Source organism: Rhizobacter sp. Root1238, assembly GCF_001425825.1.
Taxonomy (GTDB): Bacteria; Pseudomonadota; Gammaproteobacteria; order Burkholderiales; family Burkholderiaceae_C; genus Rhizobacter.
The window spans coordinates 273,404-293,330 of record NZ_LMDM01000034.1 but is presented as its reverse complement, the minus strand read 5'-3'; the positions used below and the strand labels follow the sequence as shown (position 1 = coordinate 293,330).

Annotated in this window: 18 protein-coding genes and 1 pseudogene; 8 read left to right on the top strand and 11 right to left on the bottom strand. The window is 70.0% G+C overall.

Features of this window, described 5'->3' with window-relative positions:
* Positions 1 to 61: 61 nt before the first annotated feature.
* Entirely contained in the window at positions 62 to 544 is a 483-nt protein-coding gene (locus ASC98_RS22675; RefSeq protein ID WP_056810608.1) for an Lrp/AsnC family transcriptional regulator, read from the top strand.
* Here ASC98_RS22675 and ASC98_RS22670 read toward each other — a convergent pair whose 3' ends face one another.
* The 4 genes from ASC98_RS22670 to ASC98_RS22655 form a co-directional block, all read right to left on the bottom strand.
* On the bottom strand, positions 545 to 1,405 hold the full coding sequence (locus ASC98_RS22670) for an HDOD domain-containing protein (protein WP_235581353.1): 861 nt from the start codon (positions 1,403 to 1,405) through the stop codon (positions 545 to 547).
* Between the two features lie 77 nt (positions 1,406 to 1,482).
* On the bottom strand, positions 1,483 to 2,508 hold the full coding sequence (locus ASC98_RS22665; RefSeq protein ID WP_056810612.1) for an ABC transporter substrate-binding protein: 1,026 nt from the start codon (positions 2,506 to 2,508) through the stop codon (positions 1,483 to 1,485).
* A 20-nt stretch (positions 2,509 to 2,528) separates the two neighbouring features.
* On the bottom strand, positions 2,529 to 3,302 hold the full coding sequence (locus ASC98_RS22660) for an ABC transporter permease (RefSeq protein WP_235581352.1): 774 nt from the start codon (positions 3,300 to 3,302) through the stop codon (positions 2,529 to 2,531).
* Positions 3,299 to 4,090 carry an ABC transporter ATP-binding protein gene (locus tag ASC98_RS22655; RefSeq protein WP_056810617.1) on the bottom strand — a complete coding sequence of 264 codons (792 nt, stop codon included), beginning with the start codon at positions 4,088 to 4,090 and terminating at the stop codon, positions 3,299 to 3,301. The genes ASC98_RS22660 and ASC98_RS22655 overlap by 4 nt, the downstream gene beginning before the upstream one ends.
* 65 nt (positions 4,091 to 4,155) lie before the next feature.
* On the opposite strand from ASC98_RS22655, the gene ASC98_RS22650 reads away from it, so the two are divergent.
* Positions 4,156 to 5,010, top strand: a complete 855-nt coding sequence (locus ASC98_RS22650) for an aldo/keto reductase (RefSeq protein WP_056810620.1) — start codon at positions 4,156 to 4,158, stop codon at positions 5,008 to 5,010.
* 222 nt (positions 5,011 to 5,232) lie between these two features.
* Positions 5,233 to 5,862 (top strand): annotated as a pseudogene (locus ASC98_RS22645) (TerC family protein); the annotation flags it as partial.
* A gap of 323 nt (positions 5,863 to 6,185) precedes the next feature.
* On the opposite strand, the gene ASC98_RS22640 reads toward ASC98_RS22645, so the two are convergent.
* From ASC98_RS22640 to ASC98_RS22635, 3 genes are all read right to left on the bottom strand, one after another.
* Entirely contained in the window at positions 6,186 to 6,452 is a 267-nt protein-coding gene (locus ASC98_RS22640; protein WP_056810704.1) for a hypothetical protein, read from the bottom strand.
* Positions 6,453 to 6,494: 42 nt separating this feature from the next.
* Complete coding sequence (locus tag ASC98_RS31375; protein ID WP_200953039.1) at positions 6,495 to 6,665, bottom strand: hypothetical protein; 171 nt, start codon at positions 6,663 to 6,665, stop codon at positions 6,495 to 6,497.
* A 381-nt stretch (positions 6,666 to 7,046) separates the two neighbouring features.
* Positions 7,047 to 7,619 (bottom strand): hypothetical protein, encoded by a 573-nt coding sequence (locus tag ASC98_RS22635; protein ID WP_056810622.1) that lies wholly within the window; start codon positions 7,617 to 7,619, stop codon positions 7,047 to 7,049.
* Positions 7,620 to 7,719: 100 nt separating this feature from the next.
* Between ASC98_RS22635 and purT the strand changes: the two genes are divergently transcribed.
* Positions 7,720 to 8,922 carry a formate-dependent phosphoribosylglycinamide formyltransferase gene (purT, locus tag ASC98_RS22630; RefSeq protein ID WP_056810625.1) on the top strand — a complete coding sequence of 401 codons (1,203 nt, stop codon included), beginning with the start codon at positions 7,720 to 7,722 and terminating at the stop codon, positions 8,920 to 8,922.
* A 4-nt stretch (positions 8,923 to 8,926) separates the two neighbouring features.
* Here the strand turns inward: purT and fusA are convergent, their stop codons facing one another.
* Positions 8,927 to 11,005: an elongation factor G gene (fusA, locus tag ASC98_RS22625; protein WP_056810628.1), complete on the bottom strand. Its 2,079-nt coding sequence runs from the start codon at positions 11,003 to 11,005 to the stop codon at positions 8,927 to 8,929.
* Between the two features lie 230 nt (positions 11,006 to 11,235).
* Here fusA and ASC98_RS22620 point away from each other — a divergent pair, with 230 nt between their 5' ends.
* Positions 11,236 to 11,451: a hypothetical protein gene (locus ASC98_RS22620; RefSeq protein WP_056810631.1), complete on the top strand. Its 216-nt coding sequence runs from the start codon at positions 11,236 to 11,238 to the stop codon at positions 11,449 to 11,451.
* Positions 11,452 to 11,462: 11 nt separating this feature from the next.
* Here ASC98_RS22620 and ASC98_RS22615 read toward each other — a convergent pair whose 3' ends face one another.
* A complete protein-coding gene (locus ASC98_RS22615) occupies positions 11,463 to 12,218 on the bottom strand; it encodes a DeoR/GlpR family DNA-binding transcription regulator (protein WP_056810634.1) in 756 nt (251 codons plus the stop codon).
* 82 nt (positions 12,219 to 12,300) lie between these two features.
* Between ASC98_RS22615 and nudK the strand changes: the two genes are divergently transcribed.
* Positions 12,301 to 12,894: a GDP-mannose pyrophosphatase NudK gene (gene nudK, locus ASC98_RS22610; protein WP_056810637.1), complete on the top strand. Its 594-nt coding sequence runs from the start codon at positions 12,301 to 12,303 to the stop codon at positions 12,892 to 12,894.
* A 77-nt stretch (positions 12,895 to 12,971) separates the two neighbouring features.
* Positions 12,972 to 16,796 (top strand): M48 family metallopeptidase, encoded by a 3,825-nt coding sequence (locus tag ASC98_RS30765; RefSeq protein WP_082596148.1) that lies wholly within the window; start codon positions 12,972 to 12,974, stop codon positions 16,794 to 16,796.
* Here the strand turns inward: ASC98_RS30765 and ASC98_RS22600 are convergent.
* Positions 16,784 to 17,689, bottom strand: a complete 906-nt coding sequence (locus ASC98_RS22600) for a LysR family transcriptional regulator (protein WP_056810640.1) — start codon at positions 17,687 to 17,689, stop codon at positions 16,784 to 16,786. The genes ASC98_RS30765 and ASC98_RS22600 overlap by 13 nt on opposite strands.
* 101 nt (positions 17,690 to 17,790) lie before the next feature.
* Here ASC98_RS22600 and ASC98_RS22595 point away from each other — a divergent pair, with 101 nt between their 5' ends.
* Positions 17,791 to 19,212, top strand: coding sequence for an aldehyde dehydrogenase family protein (locus tag ASC98_RS22595; RefSeq protein ID WP_056810645.1), 1,422 nt, complete (start codon positions 17,791 to 17,793; stop codon positions 19,210 to 19,212).
* Between the two features lie 6 nt (positions 19,213 to 19,218).
* Here ASC98_RS22595 and ASC98_RS22590 read toward each other — a convergent pair whose 3' ends face one another.
* Positions 19,219 to 19,878 (bottom strand): NADPH-dependent F420 reductase, encoded by a 660-nt coding sequence (locus tag ASC98_RS22590; protein ID WP_056810648.1) that lies wholly within the window; start codon positions 19,876 to 19,878, stop codon positions 19,219 to 19,221.
* Positions 19,879 to 19,927: the final 49 nt, after the last annotated feature.

Genomic DNA, 19,927 nt, shown 5'->3' with positions numbered 1-19,927 from the left:
ATTCATGCAAGTTCTGCCCCGCGATGGGCGCGCTTCGCAGGAAAGCTGCAAAATTGTCGGCATGGAAACGGAAATCCAGCTGGATGCGATTGATCGGCGCATTCTTCGCGCGCTGCAAGCCGACGGCCGGATCACTTACGACGTGCTGGCCGTGCAGGTCAGCCTGTCGCCGTCGGCGACGCTGCGACGGGTCAAGCGGCTCGAGGAATCGGGCGCGATCGCCGGCTACGTGGCGCTGGTGCCGCCCGAACGCGTCGGGCTCGGGCTCACCGCCTACCTGAACGTGCGGCTCGAGAAGCACTCCGAGGTGCACAAGCGCAACCCAATGGACCTGTTCCGCGCGGCCGTGCAGACCTGGCCCGAGGTGGTCGAATGCGTTGCGCTGACCGGCGAGATGGACTACCTGATGCGCGTCGTCGTGCAGGACATGGCCCACTATTCGCGCTTCGTGATGGAGACGTTGCTGAAGCACCCGAGCGTCGAGGACTGCAAGACCAGCTTCGTGATGGACCGGGTGAAGAACACCACGGCCGTGCCGCTGTAGTCAGTGGTCGAGGTCCTGCAGCATCGCCTGCGTCGCGGCGGTCGACAGGTTCAGCAGCTGGGCGATGTCGGCCACGTCGTCGGGGATCGCGGCGTTGTCCCAGCCGTGCGCGGTGTGCCGCGCGAGGCGGATCGCCAGCACGACGTTCTGCACCGTCGGGTGCTCGGCATGCCGGTCGTCGGAGATGCGGATCAGCAGTTCCGGCAGCGTCCAGGCCTTCATCAGCGCCTGCTGCAGGTCGAACAGCTCGATGTGCAGCGTGCTCTGCTGGATGGCATTCGAGCGCAGCGTCGGGTCGGCCGCCTGCGCGTTCTGGATCGTCAGCGCCAGGTCGGGCGCATGCACCCACAGCAGCATCTCGGCGAAATCGTGCAGCAGCGCGGCTTCGTGGATCAGCGCGGCATCGTGGTCCTGCCGGTGGATCGCGAAGGCCAGCGCAAAGCGCGATGCGCGGTGTGCGCGCCGCAGCACGTCGTTCAGCCCGGCGAGGGCGTCGGGCCGGTCGGCCAGCCAGTCCTCGACCGTCGGCTGCACGCCGAACGCGCCGAAGAACGGCGAGATGCCCATCAGCACGACGGCGGCGGTGACGGTCTCGACATCGGTGACGAGCCGCGCCGGCCGGTGCGTCGCGGCATAGGCCAGCACCTTCAGCGTCATCAGCGGGTCGTCGGCGACCATCTCGCCGATCAGGTTCGCGTCGACGTCGTCTTCGTTCGCGCGCATCGCCTCCAGCGCATCGGCGGTGTTGGCCAGCACCGGGATCTCGCAGCCGAGGAAGTGCCGGACCCAGGCCGCCATGTCGGGCAAGGCGGTGGAGAGCGGCTGGAAGCCGCCGGCGCGCGGTGCGTTCTCGATGCTCACGTCACGGTGTCAGGAAAAGTGTTACGGCAAGTATCGACCTCTTTGCGGCGCACTTGAGCAAAACCTCACGCGGCGCGTCAGCGCCCGCCGAGCTTCGCCTTCACGTCCAGGCCGACCTTCTTGTTGACGAACTGCAGCGTCGCGACCTTGGCCAGGTCGACCTCGCCCGCCTTGTAGAGCCCGGCCTTCACCATCTGCGCGTAGAAGTCCTGGATACGCTCCGCGCTCATCGCGCCGATGCCGTTGCGCAGCGCCTCGCCCGAGTCGACGATGCCCTGCTGCTTCATCAGCGCGACCGACGCCTCGATCTCCGCCTCGGTCATCTCCGGGTTCTCCTTGATCATCATCGCGTTGGCCGCCTTGCGGTCGCCATACAGGTAGTTGACCCAGCCGAGGATGGACGCGTCGACGAAGCGCTGCACCAGCTGCGGCTTGTCCCGCGCAGTGTCGGTGCGCGCCTCGATCACCGTCGAGTACGTGCTGAAGCCGTGGTCGGCCAGCAGGTGCACCACCGGCTTGAACTTGCCCTGGTTCTCGACGTAGATCGGCTCGGCCACCGAGTAGCCCTGCTGGATCGCCTTCGGGTTCGCGAGGAACGGGCCGAGGTTGTAGTTGTAGGGCTTGAGCACCTCGTCCTTGAAGCCGTGCGTCACCTTCAGCCACTGCCACCAGCTGAACTGGCCGTCTTTCGCGATCAGCGCGAGCGGCGCGTCCTTCAGCTTCGCGAACGACTCGTAGCCTTGCCCCGGGTGCGCGATCAGCGCCTGCGGATCTTTCTGGAACATCGCGGCGACGACCACCGTCGGCACGCCGTTCTTCACGTTGTCGAAGCTGTGCAGCAGGTTGCCCGTCATCAGGAAATCGATGCGGCCGGCCGGCAGCAGCGGGCGGTTGTTGACCTGCGGGCCGCCCTGCACCAGCGTCACGTCGAGGCCGAACTTCTTGTAGGTGCCGTCGGCCACCGCCTGGTAGAAGCCGCCGTGCGCAGCCTGCGCCTTCCAGTTGGTCGCGAAGCTCACCTTGTCCTGCGCGACGGCGCTGCCGGCAGCGAGGGTCATCGCCAGCGCGGCTGTCGCGGCAGCAAGGCGGATCGTGTTCTTCATGGGGTCTCTCCTTCGATGGGTCAATTCTCGGTGGCGTGCCATCGGCCCAGCAACAGGCGCGACAAAGCATTGAAGCCGGCGAAGATCAGCACGCCGGTCAGCACCAGCAGGCTCAGCGCGGCGAACATCTTCGGCGTCTCGGTGCGGAAGCTCGCCTCCAGGATGCGCGAGGCGAGGCCCGTTTCGCGGCCGGCGGCGCCGGCCACCATCTCGGCCGTCACCGCGCCGATCAGGCTCAGGCCGCCAGAGATCTTCAGCCCGGCGACGAAATACGGCAATGCCGACGGCAGCAGCAGCAGGCGCAACCGCTGCCAAGGCGTCGCGCGGTACAGCCGGAACAGCTCGCGCAGGTTCACGTCGGCCGCGCGCAGCCCGACCACGGTGTTCGACAGGATCGGGAAGAACGCGACGATCCAGGCGCACAGCAGCAGCGCGGCGGTCGTGCTCTCGACGTAGATCAGGATCAGCGGCGCGACCGCGACGATCGGCGTCACCTGCAGCACCACCGCGACCGGAAAGAACGCCTCTTCGACCGGCCGCCACAGCGCGAACACCGCGGCGATCAGCACGCCGCCGGCGCAGGCCAGCAGCAGCGCGCCGAAGGTGATCTTCACGGTGAACCACCAGCTGCCGGCCAGCGACCCGAAGTTGGCGACCAGTGTCTGCAGCACGAGGCTGGGTGCCGGCAGCGTGTAGTGCGGGATGTGGGCCAGCCGCACCAGCGCCTCCCAGGCGGCGAGCAATGCGAGCAGCACGACGGCCGGTGCGATGCGGCGGCGCCAGGCCTGCTTCATGCGGTCGCCGCGTGCGCGGCCTCCAGCGAGCGCGAGACGGCGCGGCATTGCGCGACATAGTCGTCGCTGTCGCGAAATCCGGTGTCTTGCCGCGCCGGCCGGCGGACCTGGAACTCGGCGACGATGCGGCCGGGCCGCGCGCCCATCACCAGCACGCGCTGGCTCAGCGCCACCGCCTCCAGCACGCTGTGGGTGACGAACAGCACCGCCATCGGGCGCGCCTGCCAGGCGTCGAGCAGGTCGGCGTTCAGCCGCTGGCGGGTGATCTCGTCGAGCGCGGCGAACGGCTCGTCCATCAGCAGCAGGTGCGGTTGCGTGACCAGCGCGCGGGCGATCGACGCGCGCATCTTCATGCCGCCCGACAGCTCGCCGGGGAAGGCGTTCGCGAAGGCCTCGAGCCCCATGCGCTGCAGCAGCGGCATCACGCGCGCGGCGGCATCGCGCCGCGAAATGCCGGCCAGCCGCAGCGGCAGCCAGGCGTTGTCGAACACGCTGGCCCACGGCATCAGCGTCGGTTCCTGGAACACGAAGGCGGTGTCGCTGGTGCCGTTGGTGGCATCGGCCTGCAGTGCCGGCGCCTGGACCGTGCCGGCGGTGGCGCGGTCGAGCCCGGCCACCAGCCGCAGCACCGTGCTCTTGCCGCAACCGGACGGGCCGAGCAGCGAGACGAATTCGCCCGGGCGCACATCCAGCGTCACCGACTGCAGCGCCTGCACGCCGTTGGCGAACCGCTTGTCGACCCGCTGCAGCGAGATCAGGGCACCTGAAGCGTCCGAGGCATCTGACATAGGGTTCGCAGTGTGCCGCAGAACGCGTTCGCGCTAGGCTTCGGGGCTTGTCGCGGAGATCCACCATGAACCACGTCGTCCTGCCTTCCGGAACTCCCGTGCCGACTCTCGGCCTCGGCACGTGGCGCATGGGGGAATCGAGCGCATCGCGGCGGACCGAGGTGGCCGCGATCCGGCTGGCGATCGACCTCGGCTACCGGCTCTTCGACACCGCCGAGATGTATGGCGAAGGCGGCGCCGAAGAGGCGCTCGGGCAGGCCGTCGCCGAGGCGCTGCGGGCCGGCGCGGTGCGGCGCGACGAGGTGTTCATCGTCAGCAAGGTCTACCCGCACAACGCGAGTCGCAACGGCACCGTGGCGGCGTGCGAGCGCAGCCTGAAGCGGCTGGGACTCGACCACGTCGACCTGTACCTGCTGCACTGGCCGGGCTCGCATCCGCTGCACGACACGGTCGAGTCCTTCGGGCGCCTGCAGGCGGAGGGGCGCATCCGCGCCTGGGGCGTCAGCAACTTCGACGCCGACGGCATGGCCGCGCTGTGGGCGCTGGATGGCGGCATGGCCTGCGCGACCAATCAGGTGTACTACGCGCTGCCCGAGCGGGGCATCGAGTACGACCTGCCGCCGCGCCTGCGCGAACGGAAGGTCCCGCTGATGGCGTACAGCCCGCTCGCGCAAGGCGAGCTCGCGGCGCACCCGGGGCTGCAGCCGCTGGCCGAATCCCGCGGCGTCACGCCGACCCAGCTCGCGCTCGCATGGGTGCTGCACCAGCCGGGCGTGATCGCGATCCCGAAGGCCGTGCGCGAGCTTCATCTGCGCGAGAACCTGGCCGCCGCCGACCTGAAGCTCGGCGCCGCCGAGCTTGCCGCGCTCGACCGGCTGTTCCCGCCGCCGCGGCGCAAGACCACGCTCGCGATGGTCTGAACGGGCCGTCGGGGCCACCCCGATTGACGCGCGATGCCTGCAGCGGCGACACTGTCCCCCGCAAGGGGAGTAGCCCCCCGATCAAGCCGCCGTCAGCACGGGCGCCGCTCCCGCGGTGCCCCGGCACTTGAGCAGCGTGCGGACCCGAGGGACCGGCGCTGTGGGCAAGACCTTCACCCGCCGTGCATCCGCACGGCGTGCACTCCTGCAAGGTGAAGGACCATGGAACTCTTCTCAGCTGACTTCTTCTCGGCCTTGATGGCCATCGTGCTGCTCGACCTCGTGCTGGCCGGCGACAACGCGATCGTGATCGGCCTGGCCGCCCGCAACGTGCCGCCCCACATGCAGCGCCGCGTGATCCTGTGGGGCACCGCCGGCGCCATCATCATCCGCGCGCTGCTGACGCTGGTCGTCGTGTGGCTGCTGAAAATCCCCGGCTTCCTGCTGGCCGGCGGCCTCGCGCTGGTCTGGATCGCGTGGACGCTGACGCAGGACAAGGACGGCGAAGGCCACAACATCAAGCCGCAGTCGACCGTGCGCGGCGCCATCCAGACCATCGTGATCGCCGATGCGGTGATGGGCATCGACAACGTGCTGGCGATCGGTGGCGCGGCCCACGGCAGCATGCTGCTGGTGGTGCTGGGCTTGCTGATCAGCATCCCGATCGTGGTCTGGGGCAGCCAGCTGATCCTGAAGCTGGTCGACCGATTCCCGATCATCATCATCCTGGGCGCCGGCGTGCTCGGCTGGACCGCCGCGAAGATGATCAGCAGCGAGCCGCTGATCAAGTCGTGGTTCGAGCACCGGCACCTGGGGCACCTGGCGCTGTACCTGCTGTGCGTCGGCGGCGTCACGCTGCCGGCGCTGTGGCGCCACTGGAACGATCGCCAGCGCGAGACCGGCCTGCTGCTGGCGGTGATGGTGACCTGGCTCGGTGTGTTCGACATGATCGAAGAGGCGATGGGCTGGGAAGACCAGCCGGTCGACACCTGGCAGTGGTGGCACGAGGGCATCGACCTGGTGATGTGGCTGGGCTGGGTGCCGGTCGCGGTGCTGGTGCACAAGCTGTGGGAGAAGCGGCATCCGAAGCCGCTGCCGGTGCATGCGCACGGCGACGTCTGAATGAAAACGGGGGCCGCGAGGCCCCCGTTTCACTTTCACGCTTCAACGGTGGATCACAGGCGCGTGACGCCCGGTACCCATCCGACGAGTTCGCCGTCGAGGTACAGCGCCCCTTCGGGGGCGCCGGACTGCGCGTAGAACTCGAGCACCGGCGGCAGTGGCGGTGCAGGCGGCGCCGGCGGAGCCGCCAGGCGCTGGGCCAGTTCAGCGAGCACGGCGCTCGCGGATTTCAAGGCGGCCGCTGCGGTGCGGCGCGCGAGGGAGGAGCCGGGATGGCGCGGCGTCAGGGTGCGCCACGTCTGGGGCTTCGAGCTGGTCATGATCATTTCCTTCGTCGGCAGCGCGCTGGCGCTGCGTTGGATTCATGGACTGTGGCGCAGCCGGGGGCTGAGCTGGTCGAGTTCGCGGCGTAGCGCGCGGCGCGCATCCTGTCGCGAGGTGCCACCGGGTTGGTGACTGCCGGCGCGACGGAAGTGCGCGGGCGCCACCAACGGATTGCGGGGCTTGCGGGCTGGCATGGTGATCTTGGTCATGAGACATCTCCTGGGCGGACGAGAACGGCGGGGCCAGAAAGCACAACGGCCCGGTGCGGGAAGCCACCGGGCCGTCGGGATGAGCGCGCGTGCGTCGCGAGGCTCAGCCGGCAAGCGGACCGGGCGGGGCCCGACGGCCACCGAGACACTGAAACGCCGGCACCGACGGCGCGAAGGCGCGGCGGGCAAGGGCGGGATTCAGTGCGAAGGCGATCAACGTGGGGACTCCGGGGTTGAGGGGCGGGGCGTCGCCGTGATCAAGGTGTGCATCACGACTTGCGCAGATGATAAACAATCGATTATCAATTTCAACCCCCTTGTTCGAAGGTGTGGGGACGAATCCACACCTGGCCGAGCGTCGGGCCCCGGCGCCGCCGCGGGTCAGCGCTTCTTCTTCAGCGGCGCGATGCCGGCCTGCGTGCGGGCCCACAGGTCTTCGGCGGGCGGGGCGGCGCTGGGCGGCACGGCCTTCGCACGGCCCGGCGGGGCGGCCGGTGGCCTGGCCGGCTCCGCCGCCGGCATCAGCACCTCGCCGAGCAGGTCGAGCAGCCGCGTGCGGGCGCGCTGCGGATGGCGGCGGTAGTAGGTCAGCACCAGCCCGACGATGAAGCGCTCGTCGTCGTCCTGCGGCACGTTGCGCACCGCGTCGTCGGCGAGGGCGGCGGCGGGGGGCGCCGGGGAACCGGCCGCATCGTGCGGCTGATCCATCCAGCCGTTCGGCTTGTGGCACAGCACCTCGAACTGGCGCGCGAGCCGTTCGCCGATCTGCCGCGAGCGGCTCTTGATCTGGCTCCAGTAGCTCGGCTGGATCTGCAGGCGCTCGGCGAAGCGCCGTTCGAGGCCCCTCAGCGTGGCGGCATCCGGATGCTTGATGGTGTTGTGGACGAATTCATCGAAAAGGGCCAGCGCGTTGTCAAGGCGGGTCTGGGCCACGTCGCGGGAGCCGGATTGCATGGTGCTGCATGATAAATCTTCGTGCATCAGCAGATGCGGCCGGGGTCGTCGGCAAAATCACGCTCTTTCCGCCCACAACCCTTTCACGGCGCGCAGCACCATGACGACCCTCGGAACCCCCCTCTCTCCCCAAGCCACCAAGGTGATGCTGCTCGGCAGCGGCGAACTGGGCAAGGAGGTGCTGATCGCGCTGCAGCGCCTGGGCGTCGAGACGATCGCGGTCGACCGCTACGAGAACGCGCCGGGCCAGCAGGTCGCCCACCACGCCCGCACCATCACGATGAGCGATCCGGCGCAGCTGAAGGCGCTGATCGAGGCCGAGCGCCCGCTGCTGGTGGTGCCCGAGATCGAGGCCATTGCCACGCCGATGCTCGAGGAGCTCGAAGCCGCCGGCACCGTGCGCGTGATCCCGACCGCCCGTGCCGCGCGCCTGACGATGGACCGCGAGGGCATCCGCCGCCTGGCCGCCGAAACGCTCGCGCTGCCGACCAGCCCGTATGTGTTCTGCGATTCGCTGGCCGAGCTGCAGGCCGCGATCGACGGCAAGATCGGCTACCCCTGCATCGTGAAGCCGGTGATGAGCAGCTCCGGCAAGGGCCAGAGCAAGATCGACGGCCCGGCCGACGTGAAGACCGCGTGGGACTACGCGATGGCCGGCGGCCGCGTCAGCCATGGCCGCGTGATCGTCGAAGGCTTCATCGATTTCGACTACGAGATCACCCAGCTCACCGTGCGTGCGCTCGGTGCCGGCGGCCAGGTCGAGACGCACTTCTGCGACCCGATCGGCCATGTGCAGGTGGCCGGCGACTATGTCGAGAGCTGGCAGCCGCACCGCATGACGCCGGCCGCGCTGGCGCGCTCGCGCGAGATCGCGAAGGCCGTCACCGACAACCTGGGCGGCCAGGGGCTGTTCGGCGTCGAGCTGTTCGTGAAGGGCGACATGGTGTGGTTCAGCGAGGTCAGCCCGCGCCCGCACGACACCGGCATGGTGACGATGATCACGCAGTGGCAGAACGAGTTCGAGCTGCATGCGCGCGCGATCCTCGGGCTGCCGGTCGACACCTCGCTGAAGAGCCCGGGCGCGAGCGCGGTGATCTACGGCGGTGTCGAAGCGAAGGGCATCGTGTTCGACGGCGTCGCCGACGCGATGCGCGTGCCGAACAGCGAGATCCGCCTGTTCGGCAAGCCGGAGAGCTTCACGAAGCGCCGCATGGGCGTCGCGCTGGTGCACGACCAGGACGTCGAGGTCGCCCGCACGCAGGCCAAGCTGGCCGCCAGCAAGGTGAAACCGCACGAGGCGTGAAACCTCAATCGTCGTCGCGCGCCTTGTACTGACCCATCAGGGTGGTCTGCGCCGACGGCGGCACCGCCTCGTAGTGACTCAGCTCCAGCGTGTAGCGCCCCTGCCCGCCGGTCATGCCGTTCAGCCGCGCCTGGTAGCCGTTCAGCTCCGACAGCGGCACCAGCCCGTGCACCGTGATGCTGCCGGCCTGCACGGTGCGCGTGCCGTTCACCTGGCCGCGCTTGGCCGACAGGTCGCCGGTGATGTCGCCCATCGAGAAATCGGGTGCGGTGATCTCCACCTTCACCACCGGCTCCAGCACGATCGGCTGGGCCTTCAGCACCGCATCGATGAAGGCCTTGCGGCCGGCCGTCACGAAGGCCACCTCCTTCGAATCGACCGAATGGTGCTTGCCGTCGTAGACGATCACGCGCACGTCCTTCACCGGGTAGCCGGCGATCACGCCGCTGTCGAGCACCTGGCGCACGCCCTTCTCGACCGCCGGCAGGAACTGGCCGGGGATGGTGCCGCCCTTCACCTGGTCGACGAACTCGAAGCCCGCGCCACGCGCGAGCGGCTCGATGCGCAGGAACACCTCGCCGAACTGGCCGGCCCCGCCGCTCTGCTTCTTGTGCCGGTGGTGGCCTTCGGCCGGCAGCGTCACCGTCTCGCGGTACGCGATGCGCGGCGGCCGCGTCGACACCTCGCACTTGTAGGTCTCGCTCATGCGTTCGAGCAGCGTGCGCAGGTGCAGCTCGCCCAGGCCGTAGACCACCGTCTCGTTGGTGCTGGCCGCATGCTCGACCTTCAGGCACGGGTCCTCGTCGACCAGCTTCTGCAGGATCTCCCACATGCGCTGTTCGTCGCCGCGCCGCTTGGGCTCGATCGCGAGGCCGTGCACCGGCACCGGGAACTCCAGCGGCTTCAGGTGCAGGTGGTCGTCCTCGGCGGCGTCGTGCAGCACCGCGTCGAAGTGCATCTCGTCGACCTTCGCGACCGCGCACAGGTCGCCGGGGATGCCGCGCGGCACCTCGACGTGGTCTTTCCCTTGCAGCATGAACAGGTGGCCCACCTTGAACGGCTTGCGGCCGTCGCCGATGTAGAGCTGGCTGTCGCGCGTGACCGTGCCCTGGTGGATGCGGAAGATCCCCATCTTGCCGACATACGGGTCGACGGTGACCTTGAACACATGCGCGATCACGTGCAGCGACGCATCCGGCTGCGCATGCAGCTCCTTCGCATCGGCGCCTTCGCCCTTCAGGAACTGCGGCGGGTTGCCTTCGGTCGGGTTCGGCAGCAGCAGGTCGATCACGTCGAGCAGCTCGGCCACGCCGGCACCATTGCGCGCCGACACGAAGCAGATCGGGATCAGGTGGCCTTCGCGCAGCGCCTGCTCGAGCGGCGCATGCAGCTCGCGCGGGTCGACGTCGCCGTCGTTCAGGTAGCGGTCGACGAAGCCGGGGTCGACCTCGACGACCTGCTCGACCAGCGCGCGGTGTGCGCTCTCCACAGATGAAAAATCCGCCTCGCCGGACGGATTGAAGAAGCAGTCGACCACTTGGGTGCCCTGGGCCGCGGGCAGGTTCAGCGGCAGGCACTCCTTGCCGAAGGTGGCCTGGATCCGCGCGACCAGGCCCGGCAGGTCCAGCCCCAGCGCGTCGATCTTGTTGACGATGATCATGCGGCACAGGCCGCGGTGCGCCGCCCAGTCCATCATGCGCGAGGCCATCATCTCGATGCCCGACTGCGCGTTGATCACGATGGCCGCGGTCTCGACCGCCTCCAGCGCCGTCATCGACTGGCCGACGCAATCGGGCATCCCCGGCGTGTCGATCAGGTGGATCTGCGAACTGCCATGCCGGAAATGCATCACCGTCGAATTCAGCGAGTGCTGCACGCGGCGTTCCAGCGGGTCGAAATCGCTGACCGTGGTGCCGCGGTCGAGGCTGCCGGGGGCGCCGATCGCGCCGGCCTTGCACAGCAGCGCCTCGGTCAGGCTGGTCTTGCCGGAGGCCGTCTGGCCGACCAGCGCCAGCGTCCGGATGGCCGCAATGCCGGCGTTCGCTGGGTTCGCAGCAGCCGCCGGGTTCGATGGGCTTGGCATGGCGCTCTCCTTTCGCGCCGCAGGCGCTGAGCGGTGAGGGGCCGGTCGAGGTTAGTGGATCGCCCCGCCTGCGGCAAGCGGGAGCACCCGCGGCTCTTTCAGGGCGTTTCGCTGGGCGGTGTGCCCGGGCCGTGTCCTACAGCACCGCGCAGCCGTGGCCGACAGCCTGCCCCTGCAATGCGGGTCACAGTGTCCCGACAGGCAAGCGTTGATTGCCCGAAGGATCTGCCATGACCACCCAGCCGGCCTCCGGCCAGAAGAGCGACACCACCGTGCGGCGCGACCAGGATTCCGAACCGCAGCTGCCGCACGAGCGCGACGAGTCGAGCCAGCGCGACGACCAGCCGCGTCCGCGCATCGAGCAGGCGCACCGCGACGTCTCGCGTGGCCTGGTCGACACCGACCGCGGCCCGCCGGCGGACCAGGCCTACAGGAAGCAGAAGTAGCGCCGTTCCGCTCAGGCCCGAACGACCGCCAATCCCAGCTTCTCGAAGCCGGCGAGCGACTTCTTCGGCGTGTCGGTGTCGACGATCAGCCCGGTCGCGGCGCTGCACGGCGCGATCGTGTACGCCGACGCGCTCTGCAGCTTCTCGGCCGACGCCGGCACCCAGGTCTCGGCCGCCTGCGTCATCAGCGCGCGCTTGATGTGCGACTCTTCCAGGTCGCCGGTCGACAACCCGGCGCCGGTCGACACGCCGGTGACGCCCATGAAGTACAGGTCGGCCCGGATGCGGCCGATCGCCTCCAGCGCGCCGGCGCCGACGGCCACGACCGAATGCTTGAACAGCCGCCCGCCGATCAGCACGACCTCGACCCGCGGATGTTCGACCAGTTCGAGCGCGATCGTGGGACTGTGCGTGACGACCGTCGCGCGCAGCGTCGGGGCCAGCTGCCGCGCGATCTGCTGGCAGGTGGTGCCGCCATCGATGAAGACGATCTGCCCCGGCTGCACCATCGCGGCGGCCGCGCGCGCGATGCTGGCCTTGGCCTGCGGCTCGACCGCGCGGCGCGCCGAGAAATCGGCCACCGCGGCCGACGCCGGCAGCGCGCCGCCGTGCACCCGCTGCAGCAGGCCTTCGGCGGCGAGCGCGCGCAGGTCGCGCCGGATGGTGTCTTCCGACAGCCCCAATTCGTCGCTCAGCGTCGCGGCGACGACCTGCCCGTCCTGCCGCAGGCGGCCCAGGATCAATTGCTTGCGTTGTTCGGTCAGCATGGTTGCGAGTGTGCATGAAACTGCTTGACAGTGCACGAATCTGCACGAATCATCGCGTTTCCATCCTGATCCGGAGAATGCCGTGAACGACCGCGTGCGCATCGTCGACGTGAAGGTGCTGAGCGACGACTGGTACGTGCTCAGGAAGACGAGCTTCGACTTCCTGCGCAGCGACGGCAGCTGGCAGCGCCAGAGCCGCGAGACCTACGACCGCGGCAACGGCGCGACGATCCTGCTGTACAACCGCGAGCGGCGCACCGTGGTGCTGACGCGCCAGTTCCGCTTCCCGGCGTATGTGAACGGCACGCCGGACGGCATGCTGATCGAAGCCTGCGCCGGCCTGCTCGACCGCGACGACCCGGCCACCTGCATCCGCCGCGAGACCGAAGAGGAAACCGGCTACCGCATCGCCGAGGTGCGCCAGGTGTTCGAGGCCTACATGAGCCCCGGCTCGGTCACCGAGCGGCTGCACTTCTTCGTCGGCGCGTACGAGGCGCGCGACAAGGTGTCGAAGGGCGGCGGCGAGCAGCACGAGGGCGAGGACATCGAGGTGCTCGAACCGACGCTCGACGAAGCGCTGGCCTGGGTCGCGTCGGGGCGCATCCGCGACGGCAAGACGATCATGCTGCTGCAGTATGCGAAGCTGAACGGGCTGGTGGACGCACCTTTCGAGTGAAACTGCCTTCGTCGGCGCGACCCCTTCCTCTACCATCCGCGCAGCGGCCGTGAGGGCGGTCGCAAAGGACCGAGGGAATGAGTTCACCGATCAAGGCGCCACGGGCCAAGCTGGTGGCCAGGCTGGCCCGGCCCAGCGCCGCGTACAAGCGGCATGCCTGGGGCGCCGTCGCCGCGCTCGCGGCCTTCATGCTGCTGTACGTCGGCCTCGCCGGCTGGTTCCTGTTCACCGCCTGGCGCCTCACGCTCGGCGCCGAGCATTCGTCCGGCGGCGCCGTCTGGGGCTGGGTGATCGGCGGCTGCGCCGCCTTCCTCGCGGTCTTCATGCTGAAGGCGGTCTTCTTCGTCAAGCAGGGTTCGCAGGACAACACGCTCGAGATCACCGCGGCCGAACAGCCGCGCCTGTTCGAGTTCCTGCACAAGCTGGCCGACCGCGCCGGCGCGCCGCGGCCGCACAAGGTGTTCCTGTCGGCGCGCGTCAATGCCGCGGTGTTCTACGACCTGTCGGTGCTGAACCTCGTGATGCCGTCGCGCAAGAACCTGGAGATCGGACTCGGCCTCGTCAACGCTGTCACGCTGGGCGAGATGCGCGCCGTGCTGGCGCACGAGTTCGGCCACTTCGCGCAGAAGTCGATGGCGGTCGGCCGCTGGGTCTACGTCGCACAGCAGATCGCCGCCCACCTGGTCGCGCGGCGCGACAAGCTCGACGCCTTCCTGAACGGCCTGTCGCGCTTCGACATCCGCATCGCGTGGGTCGGCTGGGTGCTCGGCGTGATCGTCTGGGCGATCCGCTCGCTGGTCGACAGCGCGTTCTCGGCGGTGCTGCTGGTGCAGCGTGCGCTGTCGCGCGAGATGGAGATGCAGGCCGACCTGGTGGCGGTGTCGCTGACCGGCAGCGACGCGCTGATCCACGCGCTGCACAAGCTGCAGGCGGCCGACGATTCGTGGGACCGCACGCTCGGCTTCATCGGCAGCGAGCATGGGAAGGAGCGCATCACGCGGGATGCCTTCGCGATCCAGTCGCGCGTGATGCAGCGCATGGGCCAGGTGCTGAACGACCCGCAATACCACCGCGTGCCGGCGCTGCCGGCCGACAAGCCGCAGCAACACCGCCTGTTCAAGGCCGAGGTCGCGCAGCCGCCGCGCATGTGGCTGACGCACCCGCTGAACCACGAGCGCGAGGCCAACGCGAAGCGCCATTACGTGGCTGCGCCGTTCGACGACCGCAGCGCCTGGGCGCTGTTCGATGACGCGCCGGGCCTGCGCGAGCGCGTCACCGCGCAACTGATCGGCGAGACGAAGCTCACGCCGATCGCGATCGAAGATTCGCTGCAAGCGCTCGACGAGCAGTTCGCCCGCGAAAGCCTGCAGGGCCGCTACCGCGGCGTGTACCTCGGCCGCTCGGTCACGCGCAGCGTGAAGCGCGCCGCCGAGCTGGTCGACCCGGCGCAGCGCGACGGCACGCGCGAGGCGCTCGCCGCGCTCTACCCCGAGTCGCTGCTCGACGACGTGGCGCGGCTGCGCGAACTGGAGCGCGAGCTGGCCCAGCTGCGCGCGCTGGCCTCCGGCGCGCTGAAGGCCCCCGGCGGCGTGATCCGCCATCGCGACCGCACGCTGAAGCACGGCGAGCTGCCGGGCCTGCTGAAGCGCGTCGAGCGCGAACTCCGCCAGGTCGAGCAACGCCTGCTGGCGCACGACAAGGCCTGCCGCAGCACGCACCGCGCCGCGGCGGCGCAGCTCGGCGGCGGCTGGGACGCCTACCTCGACGGCCTGCTCGCGCTGCTGCACTACGCCGACCACAGCGAGGCCAACCTGCGCGATGCGCAAGGACTGCTGTCGAACGCGTGGCAGGTCGAGAGCGCGACGCGGCGCGTCGGCAAGGCCGGCGTCGCCCGGCTGGTGGTGGTCGCGAACCAGTTGCAGTCGGCGTTGCAGCGGGTGTCGGACCAGCGCGATGCGGTGCTGCTCGACAGCACGCTGCGCGACAAGCTCGGCGTCGCGAGCTGGAGCGAACTGCTTGGCGAGTTCAAGCTGCCGCCGACCAGCAAGGACAACCTCGGCGACTGGCTCGGCGTGGTCGACGGCTGGGTCGACCAGCTGGCCGGCGCCTGCGGCCGGCTGCGCTCGCAGGCGCTCGACCAGTTGCTGCGCACCGAGGCGCTGGTCGCCAGGCGTGTGCAGGGCGAAGCGGTGCCCGAGCTGCCGGCCGCAGCGCCCGAACCCTCGCGCGCACCGTCGGACTACGACACGCTGCTGGCGGGCGGCGAACGCGAGCGGCAGACGCGCCTCGGCTGGCTCGCGCGCTTCCAGACCGCCGATGGCGCGCTGCCGGCACTGGCGCGGCTCGGCGTGGCCGGCGGCATCATCGCCGCGGTGCTGGGGCTGGGCGGCTCGGTGGGCGATGCGCAGATCGTCGTCTACAACGCGCTCGGCACGCCGATCGAGGTGTCGGTGGCCGATCGCAAGCTGGCGGTGGGGCCGAGTGCGCTCGGCCGCCTGACGCTGCCGGCCGGCCGGATGGTGAAGGTCGAATCGCGCACGCCGAAGGGCGCCTTGATCGAATCGTTCGAAGCCGATGCGAAGGGCAGCTTCGGGACCTATGTCTACAACGTCGCGGCGGCCGCGCCGCTGGTCGAGTGGACAGCAGTCTATGGCCGCACACAGAGCATCCCGGAGCGCCTGCTCGGCACGCCGCGCTGGTCGTCGACCGGCGCGGAGCATGTGTTCGAGGAGCCGCCGAAGACGATCAGCACGAAGGGCGGCGGCGGTACACGCACCGTGCTGCAGGGCCTGGGTGACCTGTCGCCGGAGCGCCAGCTGAATGCGCTGGCCAACGACGCGCAACGCCGCCAGCTGATCGCCACCCACCTGCGCTGGGATGCCGGCGGCAGCCCGCGGGCCTTGCTGTGGCTCGGCATGGTCGGCGACGACGCGCAGTTGCTCGGCCTGCTGCGCGAGCGGCTGAAGGCGACGCCCGACGAAGTGGCCGCGCTGCGGGCCGAGCAGGACGGCACGCTGGCCGAAGCGCATGCCGAGGTCTGCACGCGCCACGTGGCGGCCAGCCGGGCCGCGCCGGACAACCCGAACCTGCGCTATGCCGCGGTGCGCTGCGACAGCGAGAACCCGCAGAAGTGGCAGGCCTTCATCGACGGGCATGCCCGCTGGCCGACGCATGCGTGGTTCGGCTACGCGGCGGCGTATTCGGAGCTCGACTTCGGCCGGCTGGACGCCGGCCTGGCCGGCCTCGGCGAAGCGCGTGCCCGGCTGGCGCCGCTGGCCGAGGACATCGCGGTCGACGAGGCGCGGCTTCGACGTTTCCTGAAGCAGGACGACGCGAAGCACATGGCCGAGCTGACGCGCGCGTCGCCGGTGCTGCGCGCCCGGCTGGCGATGGAAAGCGGCACGTCGACGGCCGACGAGCCGCTGCCGACCGAGTACGCCGAACTGGCGCGCGGCCGCTTCGATGCCGCGATGAAGGCCGCGGCCACCGGCTCGGCGCACCGCCAGGCGCGGCTGCTGCGGCTGACGGCGGCGTCCGACGGCGCGGACCCGCAGATGGTCGCGCGCGCGACCGCGTTGCCGGCAGACAGCGGTGTCGACGAGGCCACCGCCTGGCTGGCGGCGGCCGTCGCGGTGCGCGGCGGACAGGACATGGCGCCCTTCGTCGCGGTCGTCGCGCGCCACTCGCCGACCGATGCGGCGTTGATGCGGATGTTCTTCGAGCAGTTGCAGAAGACGCGCGATGTCGGTGTGGCCGACCGCGTGCTCGCCGAGGTGTCGTTCCGCTGGCGGATGCACGCCTATGCGGCCGGCGTCGTGTTGCTGGGCCGCGAGGCGCCGTCGGCCTGGCGCGATGCGGCGCGCACGCTGTTGTTCGCCGACGAGCGGCCTTATTTCCTGTAGCCCTGCGTCACTTCCCGAATGAGCGCGATGAACGCCCGCAACCCCGCCGGCACATGCCGGCGCGTCGGGTAGTACAGGCAGATGCCGGCGTAGGGCGGCGTCCATTCGTCGAGCATGCGAACCAGCCGGCCCTGCTTCAGGTCGTCGCCGACGTGCAGTTCCGACAGGTAGCCGATGCCGAGCCCGGCGTGCACCGCCTCGCGCATCAATGACGGCTCGTCCAGCGTGATCGGTCCGGGCACGTCCAGCGTCAACGATTCGCCGCGCCGCTCGAATTCCCAGCGGTAGCGCGCGCCGCTCGCGAGGCGCCAGCGGATGCAGCGGTGCTGCATCAGGTCGCCCGGCGTGGCCGCCGCGCCATGCGCGGCCACGTAGTCGTGCGACGCCACCACCGCGGTGCGCATCTCGCCGCTCATCGGCACCGCGATCATGTCGCGCGGCACCGCCTCGGCGAGCCGGATGCCGGCGTCGTAGCCCTCGGCGACGATGTCGATCAGCCGCCCGTCGGTGACGAGGTCGACCTGCATCTGCGGGTAGCGCTTCAGGAAGGCGAGCACGATCGGCTCGAACACGATGCCCGCCGCGCCGACCGAGGTGTTCAGCCGCAGCGTGCCGGCCGGCGTGTCGCGCAGCAGGTTCACCGCCTCCATCGCGCCGCGAATGTCGCCCAGCGCCGGCGCGATGCGCGCGACGAACTGCTCGCCGGCTTCCGACAGCGCCACGCTGCGCGTCGTCCGGTTGAACAGCCGCACGCCCAGCCGCGCCTCCAGCCCGGCCACCGCGTTGCTCAGCGCCGACGTCGACATCCCCATGTCGGCGGCCGCCGCGCGGAAGCTGCCGTGTCGCGCCACCGCGAGCACCGCTTCCAGTTCGACGAGGCCCGAGCGGTGCATTGTCCTGATTCCCGAAACGAGTCGTGAAGGTTCATGCAGCTTATCAAATCAATGACGGGCACCTAGATTCGCTGCATCCCTTCAGCGCACAGGACATCGACATGCACGACATCACCCGGATCTACCTCGACGGTGCCTTCGTGGCCCCGCACGGCCAGGAACGCTTCGACCTCTTCAACCCGGCGACCGAGGAACGCATCGGCCAGGTCACGCTCGGCGACGCCGACGACGCGCGGCGTGCGATCGCGGCCGCCAAGCGGGCACTGCCCGGCCTGTCGCGCAGCCCGAAGGCGGAGCGTGTCGCGATGCTGCGCCGCCTGCACCAGGCGGTGCTGGCGCGTGTCGACGACATCCGCGACGCGACCATCCTGGAGTACGGCGGGCCGGTCTCGCGCGCGCAATGGGGCGCGCAGTACGCGGCCGACGCCTTCCTGCTGGCCGCGCAGACGCTGGAGGACTACCCGCTCGAACGCCGCATCGGCCGCGCCGAGGTCGTGATGGACGCGGTCGGCGTGGTCGGGCTGATCACGCCATGGAACGCGAACGCCGGCTTCATCTGCACCAAGCTCGCGACCGCGATCGCGGCCGGCTGCAGCGCGGTGATCAAGCCCAGCGAGATGAGCGCGATCCAGACGCAGGTCGTCACCGAGGCGCTGCATGCGGCCGGCCTGCCGCCGGGCGTGTTCAACATCGTCAATGGCCGCGGCGACGTGGTCGGCGCCGAACTCGGCACGCACCCCGATGTCGCGAAGATCTCGTTCACCGGCTCGACGGCGGTCGGCAAGGGCATCCTGCGCGCCGCGGTCGACACGATGAAGCGCGTGACACTCGAGCTCGGCGGCAAGTCGCCGACCGTGGTCCTCGACGACGCCGACATCGGCGACGCGGTGAAGCTCGCCGTCGCCGCCGGCTTCATCAACAGCGGCCAGGCCTGCATCGCCGGCACGCGCATCCTGGTGCCGCAGGCGCGCATCGCGGAGTACGCGCAGCGCATCGGCGACGCGGTGGCGCAGCTGCGGGTCGGCGACCCGGCCGATCCGTCGACGACGATCGGGCCGATGGTGAGCCAGCGGCAGTTCGATCGGGTGCAGCGCTACATCGGGCTCGGCATCGCCGAAGGCGCGCGGCTGGTGGTCGGCGGCGCGGGCCGGCCCGACGGGCTGCCGCGCGGCTGGTTCATCCGCCCGACGGTGTTCGCCGACGTGCGCAACGACATGACCATCGCGCGCGAGGAGATCTTCGGCCCGGTGCTGTCGATCATCGGCTACCGCGACGAGGAGGACGCGATCGCGATCGCCAACGACTCGGTCTACGGCCTGCAGGCCTATGTGTCGTCGTCGAACCCGGCGCGCGCCCGGGCCGTGGCGGCACGGTTGCAGGCCGGCCGCGTGCAGATCAACGGCCTGCACCACGAGCCGCTCGCGCCGTTCGGCGGCTTCAAGCAATCCGGCCTGGGCCGCGAGTTCGGCGCGTTCGGACTCGAGGCCTTCCTCGAGCCGAAGAGCGTGCTCGGCGCAGCCTGACCGGCCTCAGTCGGGCTTGCGGTTCAGCAGGCTGAAGCCGTGCGTCCAGTGGTTGTTGCCGACGCCGTAGCGGATCCAGATCATCGCGAGCGGCTCCAGCAGGCGGGCCTGCTCGATGCCGCCGAGGTCGATCGCGCTGCGCCAGCCGAAGCTGCGCAGGATCGCCGCGACCTCGGCCTTGGCGCCGGCGTCGTTGCCGGCGATGAACATGTCCGGTTCGCCGTCGGCCAGCTTCGGCTGCACCATGTGGGTGGCGGTGATGATGTTGAAGGCCTTCACGACCTTCGACTGCGGCAGCAGCCGCTGCACGGTTTCGCCGGCCGAGTCGGTGAAGCCGAGCGCGAGCGCCGGCTGGCCCGAGCTGAAGTCGACCGGGTTCACGGCGTCGATCACCGTCTTGCCGGCCAGCGCATCGGCCAGCGCCGGCGTCAACGCGGTCTTCAGCGCGGCCCACGGCAACGCGATGACGGCGCTGTCGGCCTGCCGTGCGGCGGCGACCAGGCTGGCCGCGGTGCTGCCCGGTGCGGCGGCCAGCGCCGCGCGGGTCTTGTCGCCGCCGGTGTCGCGGCTACCGAACACCACGCGGTCGCCGCGGGCGATGAAGCCCTTTGCGAGCGTGCTGCCGACGAGGCCGTTGCCGAGGATGGCGATGGTGGAAGAACTCATGGTGGACTCCAGAAGAGATGTCGATGTCGTCATTCTGCGAAGCCATCAT